Annotated in this window: 13 protein-coding genes; 6 read left to right on the top strand and 7 right to left on the bottom strand. The window is 67.0% G+C overall.

Annotated elements, in window-relative coordinates:
• Positions 1–4: 4 nt before the first annotated feature.
• Positions 5–796: an SDR family NAD(P)-dependent oxidoreductase gene (locus tag OG405_RS28885; protein WP_327149551.1), complete on the top strand. Its 792-nt coding sequence runs from the start codon at positions 5–7 to the stop codon at positions 794–796.
• 97 nt (positions 797–893) lie between these two features.
• On the opposite strand, the gene OG405_RS28880 is transcribed toward OG405_RS28885, so the two are convergent.
• The 5 genes from OG405_RS28880 to OG405_RS28860 form a co-directional block, all read right to left on the bottom strand.
• Positions 894–1,733: an IclR family transcriptional regulator gene (locus tag OG405_RS28880; protein WP_327149550.1), complete on the bottom strand. Its 840-nt coding sequence runs from the start codon at positions 1,731–1,733 to the stop codon at positions 894–896.
• A 180-nt stretch (positions 1,734–1,913) separates the two neighbouring features.
• On the bottom strand, positions 1,914–2,819 hold the full coding sequence (bphC, locus tag OG405_RS28875) for a biphenyl-2,3-diol 1,2-dioxygenase (protein WP_327149549.1): 906 nt from the start codon (positions 2,817–2,819) through the stop codon (positions 1,914–1,916).
• Between the two features lie 38 nt (positions 2,820–2,857).
• Entirely contained in the window at positions 2,858–4,036 is a 1,179-nt protein-coding gene (locus OG405_RS28870) for an acyl-CoA dehydrogenase family protein (protein WP_327149548.1), read from the bottom strand.
• 61 nt (positions 4,037–4,097) lie between these two features.
• Complete coding sequence (locus OG405_RS28865) at positions 4,098–5,273, bottom strand: Rieske 2Fe-2S domain-containing protein (protein WP_442790631.1); 1,176 nt, start codon at positions 5,271–5,273, stop codon at positions 4,098–4,100.
• A gap of 187 nt (positions 5,274–5,460) precedes the next feature.
• Positions 5,461–5,622, bottom strand: a complete 162-nt coding sequence (locus tag OG405_RS28860; protein ID WP_327149546.1) for a hypothetical protein — start codon at positions 5,620–5,622, stop codon at positions 5,461–5,463.
• Positions 5,623–5,961: 339 nt separating this feature from the next.
• On the opposite strand from OG405_RS28860, the gene OG405_RS28855 reads away from it, so the two are divergent.
• From OG405_RS28855 to OG405_RS28835, 5 genes are all read left to right on the top strand, one after another.
• On the top strand, positions 5,962–7,257 hold the full coding sequence (locus tag OG405_RS28855) for a TetR/AcrR family transcriptional regulator (protein WP_327149545.1): 1,296 nt from the start codon (positions 5,962–5,964) through the stop codon (positions 7,255–7,257).
• A 369-nt stretch (positions 7,258–7,626) separates the two neighbouring features.
• A complete protein-coding gene (locus tag OG405_RS28850; RefSeq protein WP_327149544.1) occupies positions 7,627–7,848 on the top strand; it encodes a hypothetical protein in 222 nt (73 codons plus the stop codon).
• A 393-nt stretch (positions 7,849–8,241) separates the two neighbouring features.
• Positions 8,242–9,549: an ABC transporter substrate-binding protein gene (locus OG405_RS28845; protein ID WP_442790803.1), complete on the top strand. Its 1,308-nt coding sequence runs from the start codon at positions 8,242–8,244 to the stop codon at positions 9,547–9,549.
• A gap of 71 nt (positions 9,550–9,620) precedes the next feature.
• Positions 9,621–10,499, top strand: a complete 879-nt coding sequence (locus OG405_RS28840) for a carbohydrate ABC transporter permease (protein ID WP_327152570.1) — start codon at positions 9,621–9,623, stop codon at positions 10,497–10,499.
• Positions 10,496–11,344 (top strand): carbohydrate ABC transporter permease, encoded by an 849-nt coding sequence (locus tag OG405_RS28835; RefSeq protein ID WP_327149543.1) that lies wholly within the window; start codon positions 10,496–10,498, stop codon positions 11,342–11,344. Before OG405_RS28840 ends, OG405_RS28835 begins: the two co-directional genes overlap by 4 nt.
• Before the next feature lie 898 nt (positions 11,345–12,242).
• Here OG405_RS28835 and mftG read toward each other — a convergent pair.
• Positions 12,243–13,700, bottom strand: coding sequence for a mycofactocin dehydrogenase MftG (mftG, locus tag OG405_RS28830; protein WP_327149542.1), 1,458 nt, complete (start codon positions 13,698–13,700; stop codon positions 12,243–12,245).
• A gap of 17 nt (positions 13,701–13,717) precedes the next feature.
• Complete coding sequence (gene mftF / locus OG405_RS28825) at positions 13,718–15,118, bottom strand: mycofactocin biosynthesis glycosyltransferase MftF (RefSeq protein WP_327149541.1); 1,401 nt, start codon at positions 15,116–15,118, stop codon at positions 13,718–13,720.
• Positions 15,119–15,199 lie beyond the last annotated feature (81 nt).

Below are 15,199 nucleotides of genomic sequence, written 5' to 3'. Positions count from 1 at the left end.
CGCCATGACCACCACAGCAGTTGTGACCGGCGGCGGCCGCGGTATCGGACTCGCCTTCGCCCGCCACCTGGCCGATGCGGGCCACCTGGTCGTCCTCACCGATATCGACGGTGCGGCCGCGCAGCGGGCCGCCGCCGAGATCGGCCGGGGCGCGGTCGGGTTCCGGCAGGATGTCCGCGAGATCGCCTCCCACCGCGAGATCGCCGAGAAGGCCGGGGCCCTGGGGCAACTGACGGTTTGGGTGAACAACGCCGGGGTGCTGTTCGCGGGCGATGCCTGGACCCATCCGGACGAGGAGATGACCACCATCCTCGATGTGAACATTCGCGGCGTCGTGGCGGGGTCCGCGGCCGCGATCGCGCAGATGGGGCAGGCGGGCGGGGTGATCCTCAATATCGCGTCGCTATCGGCTCTCACCCCGGTACCCGGCCTCGCCCTGTACGCCGCGACCAAAGCGGCCGTCCTGTCCTATACGACGTCCGTCCAGGGCGACCTCCGGCACGCCGGTCTGCCGATCCGCGTCCGGGCCCTGTGCCCCGACGTGGTCGATACCCGGATGGTGACTTCGCGTGCCGAGGACCCCGGCGCCGCGCTGCTGTTCGCCGGGCCGAAACCGATGAGCGAGGATGCCGTCGCCCGCGCGGGGCTGGCACTGATGGAGAGCCGTCAGATCTTCCGGGTGATGCCCCGATGGCGCGGGGCGCTGGTACGAAGCGTCGATCTGGCACCCGCGTTCGGCCTGGGGATGGTCGCGCTGATGCGCAAACTCGGTGATCGCCGGCAGGCCCGTACCTGACCGAGCGCATCTCCCGGTACCGGCAGGCGCGAGACGCAGGGCGTCGATTCCGGCGCCGGAACACGACCTGCCGATCCCCCGGGCAGCCCGGCGCCGGTCAGACGTATTGCAAGGCCGCCGCACGCGGCCTCGGCACCGATCCCAGTGGGCGGGCCTGCTGGAGGGTGGGATGTACCCGGACCTGCCCGTCCTCGACATTGCGCCAGATCCCCAGTGCGGTCATCCGAACCGGCGCGGCCAGGCGCTGATCGAACCGCATCCGGTCGACGGGCCCGCAGATCGATACTGCGGCCACTGCCTGCCCGATCTCGCCGACCGGCGCCGCCACGCACCCGAATCCGGACAGCGATTCCTCGCGTTCGAAAGCGATACCGTGCGCGCGGACCTTGGCCAGTTCGGTGCGCAGTTGCGCGGCCGTCGCGATGGAGTAGCGCGTTCTCGGCCGGACGGGTCCGGCGTCGAATACATCGCCGCGCTCGCCGTCGGCATAGGCGAGGATCGCTTTGCCCACCGCCGTACAGTGCGCGGGCTGGCGGCCGCCGACCCGGGTCGGCACCGCGCCCGCGAGCGGCCCGCCGATCTTGTCCAGATACACCACATCGTTGCCGTCGAGAACGGCCAGATGCACCACGTATCCGGTGGTTCGGTGCAGTTCGTGCAGGAAGGGTACGGCAGCGCGGTGCAGCCGGTCCTGGTGCACCGCCAGCGAGCCGAGCTCCATCAGGCGCAGCCCCAGTTCGTAGTCCCGGCCGTCGCGGCGCAGCCAGCGCAGTTGTACGAGCCGCTCCAGAATGCGGTGCGCCGAGGACCGGGGCAGCCCGGTGCGGCGCACGATCTGCGCGAGGGTGAGGCGCCCCGGGCCCTCGAACGCGTCGAGAACGAGCGAGACACGGTCGAGCACAGCGCTCGGGGTGGCGGCGTCGGCCTGGATTGTCATGAGCCCTCCATCGGGTCTACAAAATGGTGCCCCCAACTGGATATGCCGAATAGGCATATTCCTATTAGTATCATCTGCCTGTGGTAACTGTCACACGAATCGCAAAGGTTGGCCGAAAATCACGAACGGCCCCCTAACCGAGCGAAACGCTCAGCCGGGAGGCCGTCTCCAGCGCGGTTTCTACATCGCGGCCAGTGGTTCGCTACCGGACCAGTCGTGACCCCAGTAGCTGTCCGCGGTGATCTCCTCCGCCGTGTAGTACTTCTCGTCGACCCGCATCCCCTCGGTACCGAATTCGATATCCCAGCCGCCGGGCGCGCGCACGTAGAACGACACCATCTTGTCGTTGGTATGCCGGCCCAGCGTCGAGGACACCGAGAACCCGTCCTTCGTGACCCGATCCAGCGCCCGGCCCACCGCGTCCAGCGAATCGACCTCCACCATGATGTGCACCAGCCCGGGCGCACCCCCGTGCGGAGCGGGACACAGCGCCAGGCTGTGATGCCGTTCGTTCACACCGAGGAAGCGGATCCGCACCGGCCCGAACTCCGGCGGCGCCGGCACCCGGAACGCCCCGCGCGGCAGAAAGCCCAGCACCTCGGTGTAGAACTCGAACGCGCCGCCCAGGTCCATGGTCGGCAGCACCACATGCCCCAGACCCTGGGCCCCCGTCACGAACCGAGCGCCGAACGGGGTCACGACCGGGCTGTGGTCGAGTACCGGGCCGTGGAAAACCTCGAGAGTGGCGCCGGTGGGATCGGTGAAGGTGATCGCCTCCTCCACCCGACGGGCATCGGCGTCGGCCTGCGACAGCGATTCCACTGCGACCCCGGCCTTCGACACCGTCTCCCGTACCCGCCGCAACGCGGCGTGGTCGCGGACCTCCCAGCCGATCCGCACCACCTCGTCGGATTCCCCGGCGACCACCACTATCCGCGCGGCCCGTTCGTCCATCCGCAGATAGAGCGCGTTCTCGTCCGGCCCCGACCCCGCCGCGAAACCGAGCACATCGAAGGCGAACCGCCGCCATCGCTCCATATTCGTGGTCTGGATCTGTACATAACCCAGGCTCTTGATATCGGTCATTTTCGATATGTCCTTGTCGTTCGTCTCGTTCCGGCCGGTCAGATCATCGAGCGCAGCTGATCGGCCGGATCGAATCCCATCGAGCTCAGCGCCGCGGCGTGATACACGGTGCTCGGTACATGGATGGCGTGGTTGAGGCCCGCGTGGGCGTCGCGCCAGTACCGCTGCAGCGGTTTGTCCATCCGCAGCGCGTTACCACCGGACCGGGCGAAGATCTGGTCGACGGCCAGGACCGCCCGCCAGGCCGCCCGCACCTGGGTGCGCCGCACGGCCGCCCGCTCGGCGAAATCCACCTCGCCGCCGGATTCGACGATGCCCCAGACCCCATCCACATTGGCGAGCAGTTCCTGCCGCGCCGCGTTGATATCGGCGGCGGCCTCGCTGATCGCGAACAGGACGTACGGATCGTCCTTGACCGCCGTACCCTGTGCCCCCACCCGGCCGCGTTGATAGTCCAGATGCGCGGCCAGCGCCCCCTCCGCGATCCCGATCACCGCCGCGCTGATCCCCAGCGGGAACATCGTCGACCACGGCATCTTGTACAGCGTTTCGGTGACGCCGTACTCGCGCTGTGCGGTGCCGTCGATGACATGGTCACCGTTCATCACCCGGTAGGAAGGTACGAACGCGTCGCGTACGACGATGTCCTTGGAACCGGTCCCCTTCAGCCCCACCACGTTCCACGAATCCTCGACGATCTCGTAATCGGACCGGGGCAGGATCATGTGCAGCATCGTCGGTGGCGCGGCGATACCGCCCTGTTCGTCGCCGAGCATGGCGCCGAGAAAGATCCAGTCGCAGTGATCGGTACCGGAACTGAACTGCCAGCGGCCGTTGAAGATATAGCCGCCGTCCACCGGACGAGCGACACCGGTCGGCGCGTAGGGCGAGGCCATCCAGGTGTCGTTATCGGCACCCCACACCTCTTCCTGCACCTCGGGATCGGCGAACGCGAGCTGCCACGGATGTACGCCGACGATGCCGCAGATCCAGCCGGTGGCCGGATCCAGCGCGGCCGCCGCCATCACCGATTCGGCGAATTCCCGCGGATGCGCCTCGAACCCGCCGTATTTCTTGGGTTGCAGCAGCCGGATCGGGCCGGCGGTCTTCAGCAGCTTCGCGGTCGAATCCGGGAGCCGGCCGAGGGCTTCGGCCTCCGGGGACTGTTCGCGCAGCTGATCGGCGATCGCGGCGAGGTTGTCGAGAACACTGGTCATTATGGGTTCCTCGGGGATACCGCGCACGGCTTCGACCGGCGCGAAAGGGGAAGTGAACAGCTCAGGCGGTGGTGTCGAGGACCGCGCCGCGGGCGATATTGTCGGCGACCTCGGCCTCCCAGCTGGATACTGCGCGTTCGGTATCGATCTCGAATTCGAATCGTTTGGTCATGTCCTCGGTGACGTCCCCGATATCCACGTAGAACTGCTGGTACCAGCGGCGCAGCTGGTACACCGGGCCGTCCTCCTCGGAGAGCAGCGGATTGTCGATGGGCGCCTTGTTCTTCCAGATCTCGACATCCTGTTCGAAACCCACTTCGACACCGCGCGCGAACTGCGCCGCCATCGCCTCGGCATCCGCGTCCGACATGCCCTGCGGTTTTTTCACCATCACGCCGTACTGCAAGACGAACGAATTCGCGCTGACCGGATAGTGGCAGTTGATCAGGACAGTTTCGATCGTCATCCCCTGCGCCTCGTTCCACAGCCGGTCGATCATGTAGGAGGGGCCGAAATAGGAGGCGTCCGAGCGCAATGCGGAATTCGGATCGTCGTAACTGGTACCGACATTGATATCGCCACGCGGTGTGGACCGCATGTACTGGGTCGCCACATGCCCTTCGAAAACGTTCTTGAAATAGCGCGGGAAGGAATAGTGGACGTAGAAGAAGTGGGCCATATCGACGACGTTGTCCACGATCTCGCGGCAGTTCGAGCCCTCGACCAGCAGCGAGTTCCAGGTCCAGTCGGTCCACTCCGCGGTGCCGTAGCCCTCGATCTGCGGCACGGTCACCTCGTCGGTGGGTCTACTGCCCTGCGGGTCGTGCCAGACGAAAAGCTGACCGTTGCGTTCCAGCGTCGGCCAGGCCCGGGTCCGGGCCAGTGGGGGCACCCGCCGGGCATACGGGATCCCGGTGCATTTCCCGTTCCCGCCCCAGCGCCAATCGTGGAACGGACAGGCGATGGAATCGCCTTTGACCGACCCCTGTGCCAGGTTGCCGCCCATATGGCGGCAGTACGCGTCGAGTACGTGCAGCGTGCCGTCGGTCTCGGAGCGAAAGACCACCAGGGTCGTGCCGAAGGCCTTCACCTCGTGCGGCTGCCCGTCCCGGAACGATTTCGCCAGGCCCAGGCAGTGCCAGCCGCGCGCGAACCGGGTCGGGGCCGCGGCCGCCTCGATCTGCCTGTATTCGTCTGTACCGTGCTGGGATCGCCCGTTCGGTGCGTGAGCCGGCATCGGAACCTCCATGTTCGGAGCGAGTTGAGTAACTGCGCCGATAGTGACGTGACACATGGGGGTGCACCGTGCGTCGTTCCCGGTCAGTGGAAACGTTTCGGCACGCGATCGCGCCGGGAGAGCCCGGCGGCGGAGACTCCGGCGGCCCGTTTCCGGGTCCGGAGCAGTGCGGCTCGGGAGTGAGAACTCAGAAGCAGATCGACGCGCTTCCGAGCGGGATACAGATCACGACCGACCCCGTGACCGGGGCCACCGGCTCCGCAGTGGCCGATGCGGCGGGTGCCGCGATGAAGCCCAGAGCCAGGGCGATCGTGCTCGCGGCGAAGAGTTTGCTGATTCGGTTCGACATTTCCGATCCTTTATTCGCAGGCCGACCGATTCGTCGACGCACAACTCAGTTTTCGCCGTTCGGGAGGTGGGCACCAGACAAGGAACCATGACTTTCCGGTTCGGGGGTCACGGTCCGATCGCCGGTGGAACCCGATGCGGTCACGTTCCGGTCGCGGGCGGGATCGGGTGGATCCGGCAGCTTTCGAGCCGGTATCGAATCGGAGGCTTCCGCGTCCCGCGTCCCGGCTCACCCCGACGACGAATCGTGGACCGGACGCACTGTCCGCTCAGCGCCGGAAACAGCCCCTGAGCGGGGTGCGCGGCATTGTCGCTGGTTACCCGGCGTTAGGATTGCGCAATGAGCGTCGACAATCGCCGGGTCCGGGCGTCCGCGCCCCCGGTGCGCGCGAACGGGCGCGAGGAACCGGGTAACGACGCCGCCGGAAAGAAGGAGAATGCCGCGGTGGCGCGGCCCGTGCGCCGTCGGCCGAAGAACCGGCGGGCGCAGATCGCCGCGGCCGCGGCCAATGCGTTCGGAGCGCTCGGATACCACGGCGTGAGCATGGAGGATATCGCCGGCGGGCTCGGCATCAGCTCCGCGGCGCTGTACCGGCACTACCCCAGCAAATACGCGCTTTTCCAGGAAGAATCCCTGCGCGTCGGCCAGGCTATGGCCGACGCGGTACGGATCGCCCCCGAGGTAGCCGAGGACGAACCCGAGCAGCGACTGCGGTCGGTATCGGCGGCGCTGTGCGCGGTCACGGTGGCCAACCGGGCCAGTGTCGCGCTGGTGCGGTGGGAGGGCCGGTACCTGGAACCTGCGGATCGCGAGATCCGGGACGGGCAGCAGAACGCGGTCCTGGCCGCCCTGGGCACCCAGCTCGCCGCCTATCGGCCCGAGGTACGCGGACAGGATCGCCAGGTTCTGGTGGTGGCATTGCTGTCGGTGATCACCAGCATCGCCGACCATCATGCGACGCTGCCCACGAAAGCCCTCGCGGGATTGCTGGTCACCACTGCGATGGACCTCGCGGCGGTCTCTCTCCCGGCACCCGGTGATGTCGAACCCGTCCGGCCGGTGGAGATTCCGGAATCGTTCAAGCACGAGCTGCTGTTGCGCAAAGGCGTGGAACTCTTCCATGCCCGTGGCTACCCGAATGTGAGTGTCGAGGATATCGCCACCGCGGCGGGTCTGTCCGCGGCCTCGGCGGTGTACCGCTTCTACCGGGGTAAGAGCGATCTACTGGCCGCTGCTTTCCGGCGTGCCGCCGAACGGGTGTCCAGCGCGATCGGTCCGGCTGTCGCGGGAGCGGCCGGGCCACGCGAGGCATTGGATTCGTTGATCCATCAGTACGTCGAGGGGTCGTTCGCCGAACGCGAACTCACTTTCGTCTACTACACCGAATTCCAGCACGTTCCCGCCGAGGAACGCGCTGCGCTGCGCAATGTGCAACGGCTGAGTGTGGAGGAATGGGCGCGATTGGTCCGGGAAGTCCGCCCGGAACTGTCCGGCCCGCAGGCGCGCTTCCTCGTTCACGCGGCTTTCGCCCTCGTCGTCGATCTGGGTCGCGCGTTCGGCACGGTCGCGACCGCCTCACAGGAGCGGGTCTCCCTGCTCATGCGCACAATTCTGTACGGTCACAGGCTCCGCTGATACAGGGCACGGCCCGCCGGTCCGCGGCGGCCGTACCCGGCCAGGGCTACGAATGATCCACTGGTACATGCGCATTCCGTTCCGCGGGCTGCTCAGGTTCCTCACCGGATCGAGAAGCAGAAGAACCTCATCCGAAACCGCCGCGAATCCGCGCCGCCCGTCCACATCACACCAGCTTCGGTGCCAGGTATCCGAAACATGCAGTGCCGCACCGTGAATGTCTCAATTCCAGATGTCGGCCGAGCACGGTAGCTTCACCTTCGTGCCCGCCAACCCGTCCAACCCGCACGATGCATACTTCCGACATGTCCTCGGCCGCCCCGCCGATGCTGCCTGCGAACTGAGCACCGCGCTTCCAAGGAGGCACTCATGACCACCGCCGAACGGCTCCGCGCCGAGGGCGAGGCCCGGGGTGAAGCCCGCGGCGAGGCCCGCGGCCGAGCCGAAGCGCTCATCGAGCTGCTCACTGTGAAGTTCGGAGCCCTGCCCACCAGCACAGTCCAGACCATCCGCAACAGCGACCCCGATCACGTCCGTACCTGGACAGCCCGGGTTCTGGACGCCACCACCGTCGACCAGATCTTCGCCTGAGTTCCTTCCCCGGGCGCCGCCTGGACCGAGTTCGCTCGTGCCTCGGCTGTACATCCGCAGATGTCAGCAGTTGTGTCGGGACTACCTCCTGCCCCGACGCCACCGCCGATCCGTCTTCCTGAGCCACTGCCGACCGTCGTCGGCGAGCGACCCGGATAGTGCCGGTAACAACAGGGTGAGTCGTTCGGGTCGATCCGCCCAGCGGCGTTGCACAATCGCAGGGCCGGGCAGCGAGCAGTGTCCACAGCAGGCAGTGCCCACAGCAAGCAGTGCCCACAGCAAGCGGAACGAGCGAACCCCGGCGTTCGATGCACGAATCGCACATCCGGACTGGGAAGATTTCGCGCGAGTGAGCGCGGCGCAGGAGGCGATTGCGGCGTGGCTGAGCGAGGAATGCTGGTGGGGCGGCGCGCGTTTCTGCACGCCGCCACCGGCATCGGTGCGGCGCTGGCGATGCCCGCGCTGGGCGGATGCGGTGGCGACGACGACGCACTGACATTCTTCTTCCAGGCCAACCCCGCCGAAGCCGACGGACGGCAGCGGGTGATCGACGAATTCGCCCGCCGGAATCCGGATATCAGGGTGAGGACCCTGCTGTCGGGCCCCGACCCGATGCAGCAGATGCTGACCTTCTGCGCGGGCGGGAAATGTCCCGATGTGTTGATGGCGTGGGAACAGACCTATGCCGGGCTCGCCGACCGGGGCGTGCTGTTGGATCTGAACATCATGCTCGACCGTGATCCGGCCTTCGCGGCCGAACTGGCAGCTGGAGGAGTGGCCGCGCTGTACGACACCTTCACGTTCGAAGGTGGGCAGTACGCGCTCCCGGAACAGTGGTCGGGAAACTTCCTGTTCTTCAACAAGGCATTATTCGACGAGGCCGGGTTGCGTCCCCCCGGCCGATGGGAAGACGCGTGGAGCTTTGCCGAATTCCTCGATATCGCTCGTGCTCTCACCGAACGTGTCCGGTCGGGCGAGGTCCGGCAGTGGGGGTTCGTGGACTCCTGGGTTCCGTACTATTCGGCCGGCCTTTTCGCCATCAACAACGGCGCCGAATGGGCGCGTCCGCGAACGGTCCCGGGTCGTTCGGTCTTCTCCGATGACGCTTTCGTCGAGGGTGTCCAGTTCTACGCGGACCTGGCCAACAGATATCACGTGGCGCCTGCTCCGGCCGATCAGCAGTCGATCTCGGCGATGGATCTGTTCGCCCAGGGCAGAGCTGCGCTGGCGATGGGCGGGCACTGGCGATACCGCACTTTCGCCGACGCCGACGACCTCGATTTCGACGTCACGGCCCTCCCGTCCGGTTCGGCGAGGCGCGGAGCGCGCTCGAATATCGGCACGACGGGGCTCGCCATATCCGCCGCCAGCCGCCACCGCGAGCAGGCATGGGAGTTCCTGAAGTTCGCGGCCGGGCCGGTCGGTCAGGCCGTCATCGCGGAGACCGGCCTATTCGTTCCAGCCCTCCGGTCAGCGGTGCGATCCACCGGGTTCGCCGAAGCGCACCGCGATATCGGGAACCTGGACATCCTCATCGACGGACCGGCCCACTCCGCGCCGCTACCGGTGACGGACCAGTGGCCCCGGATCGACGCTTTGATGGACCGCTACATGGGCCCGGTGCTGCGCGGCATTGCGCCCGCGACCTCGCTGGCGGACCGTCTCGCTCCCGAAGCCGAGGAGGTGCTGCGCAACCCATGACCGCCACCGACGAGATCGCGATCGCGGAACCCGCGGCGCCGAAAGCCGCCGCCATACCGCGGCGCTCGGCGCTGGCCCGGCGGCAGGCGCGGGCGGCGCGATTGTTCATCGCGCCGAATCTCGTGGCGGTGGCGGTGTTCCTGGTTTTCCCGTTGGGGTTCTCGCTCTATCTGAGCTTTCAGCAGTGGGATATGTTCGGCCCGATCCGGTTCACCGGGCTGGGGAACTTCCGCCGCCTGCTCACCTCGGATCCACTGTTCACCATCGCGTTGCGGAACACGATCGTCTTCACGCTCGGAACCCTGATCCCCACGGTGTCGATAAGTCTCGTGGTCGCGGCCACCTTGAACCGGGGCGTCAGGGGAACCGGGTTCTTCCGGACGGTCATGTTCCTGCCACTGGCGATATCGAGCGTGGTGATGGCGGTGATCTGGCGTTTCGTCTTCGATACGAACAACGGTCTGCTCAATATGATGCTCGGCCGGCTCGGAATAGGCCCCGTCCCCTGGCTGGTCGATCCGCGCTGGGCGATGGTTTCGGTATGCCTGGTCAGCGTCTGGAAAAGCATCCCGTTCGCCACGATCGTTCTGCTCGCCGCCATGCAGGGCGTCCCGGCGGACCTCTACGAAGCGGCGAAGATCGACGGTGCGGGCGCGATCCGGCGATTCGCATCGATCACCCTGCCCTTGATCCGAGGTGCGCTGTCCTTCGTCTTCGTGATCTCGATCATCGACTCGGTCCAGGCGTTCGACCAGATCTATGTCCTCACCGGCGGTCACGGCGGACCGGAGACGGGCACCTATGTCTTCGGAATCATGATCTTCCAGAATGCTTTCGCGTTCGGTGATGCCGGCTACGCCTCCGCCATCGCCTGGCTGATATTCGTGGTCCTTTTGGCGCTGACCGTCGCGCAACTGTGGTTCGCCCGCAAGAATTCAGCGGACCGATGACGGCGGCACCGGCCCGATGGCGGACCCGCGCCTTCGTCCGCGCCGGCGCGCTCTACCTCGCGCTGATCGCGATGGCGTGGTGCGCGCTGCTGCCTATCCTGTGGGCGCTGGCGGGTTCGGTGAAGAAACAATCCGAAGTCACCACACCGACCCTGATCCCGCGGAATCCACAGTGGTCCAACTACCGCGCTGTCTTCGCGGAGATGCCGTTCGCCCGGATGTTCCTCAATACGATCGTCTACGCCGGATGTATCACCGCGGGCCAGGTCTTCTTCTGCTCACTGGCCGGCTATGCGTTCGCCCGGCTGCGCTTCCCCGGCCGTGACGTCCTGTTCGTGGCCTATCTGGCCACGCTGATGGTCCCGCTGACCGTGACCGTCGTGCCGCAGTTCGTCCTCATCCGGATTCTGGGCTGGACGGATACGCCCTGGGCGTTGATCGTGCCCAGTGTGTTCGGCAGTGCCTTCGGCACCTATCTGATGCGACAGTTCTTCCGCACCCTGCCCATCGAACTCGAAGAGGCCGCCATCATCGATGGTTGCTCACCATGGCAGGTCTACCGGCGGGTTCTCCTGCCGAACGCCAAACCCGCGGTGATGGTTCTGGCTGTACTCACCTGGGTCAACGTCTGGAACGATTTCCTGTGGCCCCTGGTGATGATCCAACGCCAGGATATTTCCACTGTCACGCTCGGCCTGGTGTGGATGCAGGGCCAATACGTCTCGAATTGGCCGGTATTGATGGCAGCGTCCATGCTGATCCTGCTACCGCTGTTGCTCATCTACGCCCTCGCGCAGAAGGCGTTCGTTCGAGGGATCGCCCTGTCCGGGATCGGCGGCCGGTGAAGGACAAGCTCCTTGAACCCGCCCCTGAGCACGCGGTACCTGATCCGGGGCCCAACCCACGTGCGCCCTGGCAACCGATATCTGCCGAATCGGAACAGAAGAATCCGAGCTGGACGCGCTCGAAATCCGATTGCGTCGCGTCACCGAATCGGCCGTCGCACGGCCGTCGCCATTCGGGGCCGCCGCCAGGTCGGCAAATCCCGGTTGGTCCAAGAATTCTGTGACCGGGCAGCGCTGCCGACGCGCGGCCCCCGAAAAAGCCTCGGCATCAACGTGATCGGCAGAACGGTCCGCACCACCGCAGCCGCCGATCCGTGGTCGCGGAGGGTTCGCTGGGACCTTCCGCACCGGCGCCGTACCTTCCCCGAGTCCGGCGCCGGGTGCGGATTCCCGGGTGGCCGGATCACGTTGCCGCAGCGGGCCACCCGAAGGAACAGAGTACAAGCTCACGATCCGATTGCCGGGAGATCGGCCCGGGGTGTCGAAAATGGAGATGCAATATTGCGCCGTGCCGCTTGATATTTCGTCCGGGCGACCCAGGTGAGCTGTATCCCCGACCGATACAGCTCACCTACCACACCGGTTGTCCCCGGCGTAGGCGGTTGGGGCATGCCGATAGCGGACGGCTATACCTCGGTGCCGGCGATTCGCAAACGGGCGGATGCCGACATCCGGGCTGTCCGTTGTGGGCGGCCGGAAGACCGGCCGGCGAATCGCACCGGTGGAAAGTACCGCACCGGCCACAGGCGCGCCAGTGGGGAAACGGAGGGCGTCTTCTGGTGCCGGAGCGCGCTCGCGAGCGGTTCGCCACCGATTAGCGCGACATAGAGTACTCCATGTGTCGAATATTCCTCCGGCACAGCGGCACCGGATCCTCCGGGATCTCGGCGCCGCGCGCTCAGCGCAGTTCGGCGGTCGCCCGCTCGGCCAGCAGCACGACCGTTGCCTGCGGACCCCGGCTCAGCGGGACCGGAACCACCGAGAGATCCACGACCGACAGCCCCGCCACTCCGTGTACCCGGAATCGGTCATCGACCACCGCCCGCGGATCGCCGGCGCGGCCCATCCGGCAGGTACCCGCCAGGTGTTGCGAGGTACCGAGCCGGTCCCGCAGCCACCGGTCCGAGACCGGACCGGCGGCTCCGAGCGGCTCGGCCGCCATGGATTCGAGGATCTGCCCGGCCAGTTCCACCGCATCGCGCAGCCGGGTACGGTCGTCGGCGGTTTCGAGGTACCCGTGCTCGATCCGGGGAGCGGTCAGCGGATCGGCCGTGGTCAGCCGGATACTGCCCGCGCTGGTCGGTCGCATCAGGGTCACGCCCATGCGATACGCGCCCGGGATGAACGCGACCGTATAGGGCCGGATCTCGATATCGTCGAACTCCAGGACGTATTCCAGCGGAACGGAGCGGCCCGCGGGCGCCGGATGCCGATAGTCGATCCCGATCTCCGGATGATCGGTGAACCAGCCACCGACCGGCACCTCGGCGACCACCGGGATACCCAATGCCGCCGACTGCTCGCCCGGCCCGATTCCGGAACGCAACAGCAGGGCCGCCGATTCGATCGCGCCCGCGCACAACACCACCCGCTCGGCCCGGATCGTCTCCGGCTTTCCATCGATCAGGCAATCGGCCCCCGTCACCCGGGTGCCCTGGAAACGCAGCCGGATCACCAGGGTGTCCCCCTGCACGGTCAGATTCGGACGCGACAGCGCGGGCAGCAGATAGGAATGCGCGGGTCCGATCCGGTGCCGCCGCCCGGACGCGTCGGGTGGCCCGACCGTGCACGGGACCGGGCCGACACCGGATTCGGGACCACCGGGCAGCGCGTTCCAATCGGCGACCTCACCGAACCCGAGGTCCCGGCAGGCCGCCCCGAACTCCTGTATCAACGGGGTCGGCCGCACGATCCGGCGCACCGGAACCGGCCCCGCCCGGCCGTGCCCGGGGTGGTCCCCGTAGTCGTGATCGTTCTCCAGCGCGCGGAAATACGGTAGCGCCGCCCCGAAATCCCACGACCGGCTCCCGGTCTCCCCGCTCCACGCGGCGAAATCTCGTGCCGCGGCCCGGATGAAATAGGACCCGTTCACCGATCCGGAACCGCCGATTCCGCGGCCGCGCACGATGGTGCCCGGCCGGTCCGGCGTGAGCGCCACGGAGTACCGCCACAACCAGGACGCCCGATCGCCGAGCGGCAGCTCGGCACTGTCGGCCAGTTCCGGCGGGAAATCGTCACTGTGGGCCCAATGGCTGCCCGCCTCGACGACCCGCACGGTATGTCCCGGATCCTCGCTGAGCCGGGCGGCCAGTACGCATCCGGCCGTTCCGGAACCGATGATCAGCGTGTGCACCATGCGGATACCGACTCCGGCTACTGCGGTGGAGCGGTCGGCTTCAGGGCCCCGAGGCTCCCGGCCCGGTAGGCGCCCAGCCACAGGCCGGTGCCGTAGCCGATATCGTCGACCCGCCGGAATGCGATATAGCGCAGCGGATCCAGCCCGCCCGATTCCCGGTGGGTGTACCAGTCGACGGCGCCCTCGGCCACCGCCAGCGATAGCGCTATCTGCCTGATCCGGCGGGAGAACAGCATGGCGGCCAACGTTATCGGCCAGTAGTGGCGGCAGATGGCCGAGGCGATACGCCACAGGCCGGCGAAGAAACCGCGCGCCACGTAGATCGCCGCGACACCGGTGGGGTTGTCCACCCCGGCGAAGGCGCGCCGCAATCGGCGCAGCGGCAGCAGCAGGGTGAGCCCAGCGCCCAGCGCACCCCATCGAGTGCGGGTCGCCAGCAGCAGCACCGCCGCCGCTGTCCATTTCGGGACCTGCAGCGGCGAAACCATTCCCGCGTGCCGGTCGCTGAGTGGGGCGGCACCGGTGCCGTAGAACACTTTGCGCCGGAACCAGTCCCGGAACGAGACCCGGTGATCGTGGGCCACATGGGCGGCCGGTTCGTAACGTGCCCGCCAGCCCGAACGTTCGAGTCGCCAGCACAGGTCCACATCTTCGGCGACCTGCATGGTTTCGTCGAATCCATCCTCGGCCTCCAGTACCGAGCGGCGCACCAGCAGAGCCGCACTGGGTACATACGAGACCACCCCGCGCGATTGCACCGCCGATTCGCGCCGGCCCAGGTCCAATGAGGAGCGGGTGTGCTCGTAGCGCGCCAGCGTATTGGACTCCGGGTCCAGCGCCACGATCCGCGGCGCCACCAACGCGACCTGGGGATCGCTGAAATGGCCGAGCATCACTTCGAGCCAGCCGCTGCGCGGTACCACATCGGAATCGAGGAAGGCCACGAACTGGGTTGTCGCGGCGCGCAGCCCGGTGTTGCGGGCCGCGGCCGGGCCACGGCTGCGTTCGTGGCGCAATACTCGCACCCGGCAGCGGCCGGTGTGCTCGTCGGCGATCCGCACCTCGTCATCGGAACCGTCGTCCACGACGATCACGGTATGACCGCGCAGCGCGGCCAGCAGCCGATCCAGGCCGACCGGATTGTTGTGCAGCGGGACGATGATCGTCACGTCCTCCGGCGACGGCAACAGCCGCGGCCGCGGATTTGCCACCCCCGAATCCAGTAGCCGTCTGGCAACCACCGCCGATTGCGGGCTGTTCACCTCGAGATAGCCGTCGCCGATCATTTGGGCCGCCTCGGGAGCCAGACGCAGCAACCGGGCAGGTGAACCTCCGATAAGGATTCGACCCCCCGAGTATGCGCGTACCCGTGGGTCGATCCGCACCCCGAATCCGTCGGGCAGGCGATCATTGCGCATTCCACGGATGGTAACTGTCGATTCGATACGAGACATCAGCAGTCCGGGAAAAAGTGTTTCGACCGGAAGAAATTACCGGAA

The organism is Nocardia sp. NBC_01329 (genome assembly GCF_035956715.1).
GTDB lineage: Bacteria > Actinomycetota > Actinomycetes > Mycobacteriales > Mycobacteriaceae > Nocardia.
This window is presented reverse-complemented; position numbering and strand designations above follow the sequence as displayed.

What these genes read in the sequence shown, in the direction of transcription:
- OG405_RS28880 (WP_327149550.1), bottom strand. Translation starts at nt 1,733, where the DNA reads ATGACAATCCAGGCCGACGCCGCCACCCCGAGCGCTGTGCTCGACCGT.
- bphC (WP_327149549.1), bottom strand. Translation starts at nt 2,819, where the DNA reads ATGACCGATATCAAGAGCCTGGGTTATGTACAGATCCAGACCACGAAT.
- OG405_RS28850 (WP_327149544.1), top strand. Translation starts at nt 7,627, where the DNA reads ATGACCACCGCCGAACGGCTCCGCGCCGAGGGCGAGGCCCGGGGTGAA.
- OG405_RS28860 (WP_327149546.1), bottom strand. Translation starts at nt 5,622, where the DNA reads ATGTCGAACCGAATCAGCAAACTCTTCGCCGCGAGCACGATCGCCCTG.
- mftG (WP_327149542.1), bottom strand. Translation starts at nt 13,700, where the DNA reads ATGGTGCACACGCTGATCATCGGTTCCGGAACGGCCGGATGCGTACTG.
- OG405_RS28845 (WP_442790803.1), top strand. Translation starts at nt 8,242, where the DNA reads ATGCTGGTGGGGCGGCGCGCGTTTCTGCACGCCGCCACCGGCATCGGT.
- OG405_RS28855 (WP_327149545.1), top strand. Translation starts at nt 5,962, where the DNA reads ATGAGCGTCGACAATCGCCGGGTCCGGGCGTCCGCGCCCCCGGTGCGC.
- OG405_RS28865 (WP_442790631.1), bottom strand. Translation starts at nt 5,273, where the DNA reads ATGCCGGCTCACGCACCGAACGGGCGATCCCAGCACGGTACAGACGAA.
- OG405_RS28885 (WP_327149551.1), top strand. Translation starts at nt 5, where the DNA reads ATGACCACCACAGCAGTTGTGACCGGCGGCGGCCGCGGTATCGGACTC.
- OG405_RS28870 (WP_327149548.1), bottom strand. Translation starts at nt 4,036, where the DNA reads ATGACCAGTGTTCTCGACAACCTCGCCGCGATCGCCGATCAGCTGCGC.
- OG405_RS28835 (WP_327149543.1), top strand. Translation starts at nt 10,496, where the DNA reads ATGACGGCGGCACCGGCCCGATGGCGGACCCGCGCCTTCGTCCGCGCC.
- mftF (WP_327149541.1), bottom strand. Translation starts at nt 15,118, where the DNA reads ATGCGCAATGATCGCCTGCCCGACGGATTCGGGGTGCGGATCGACCCA.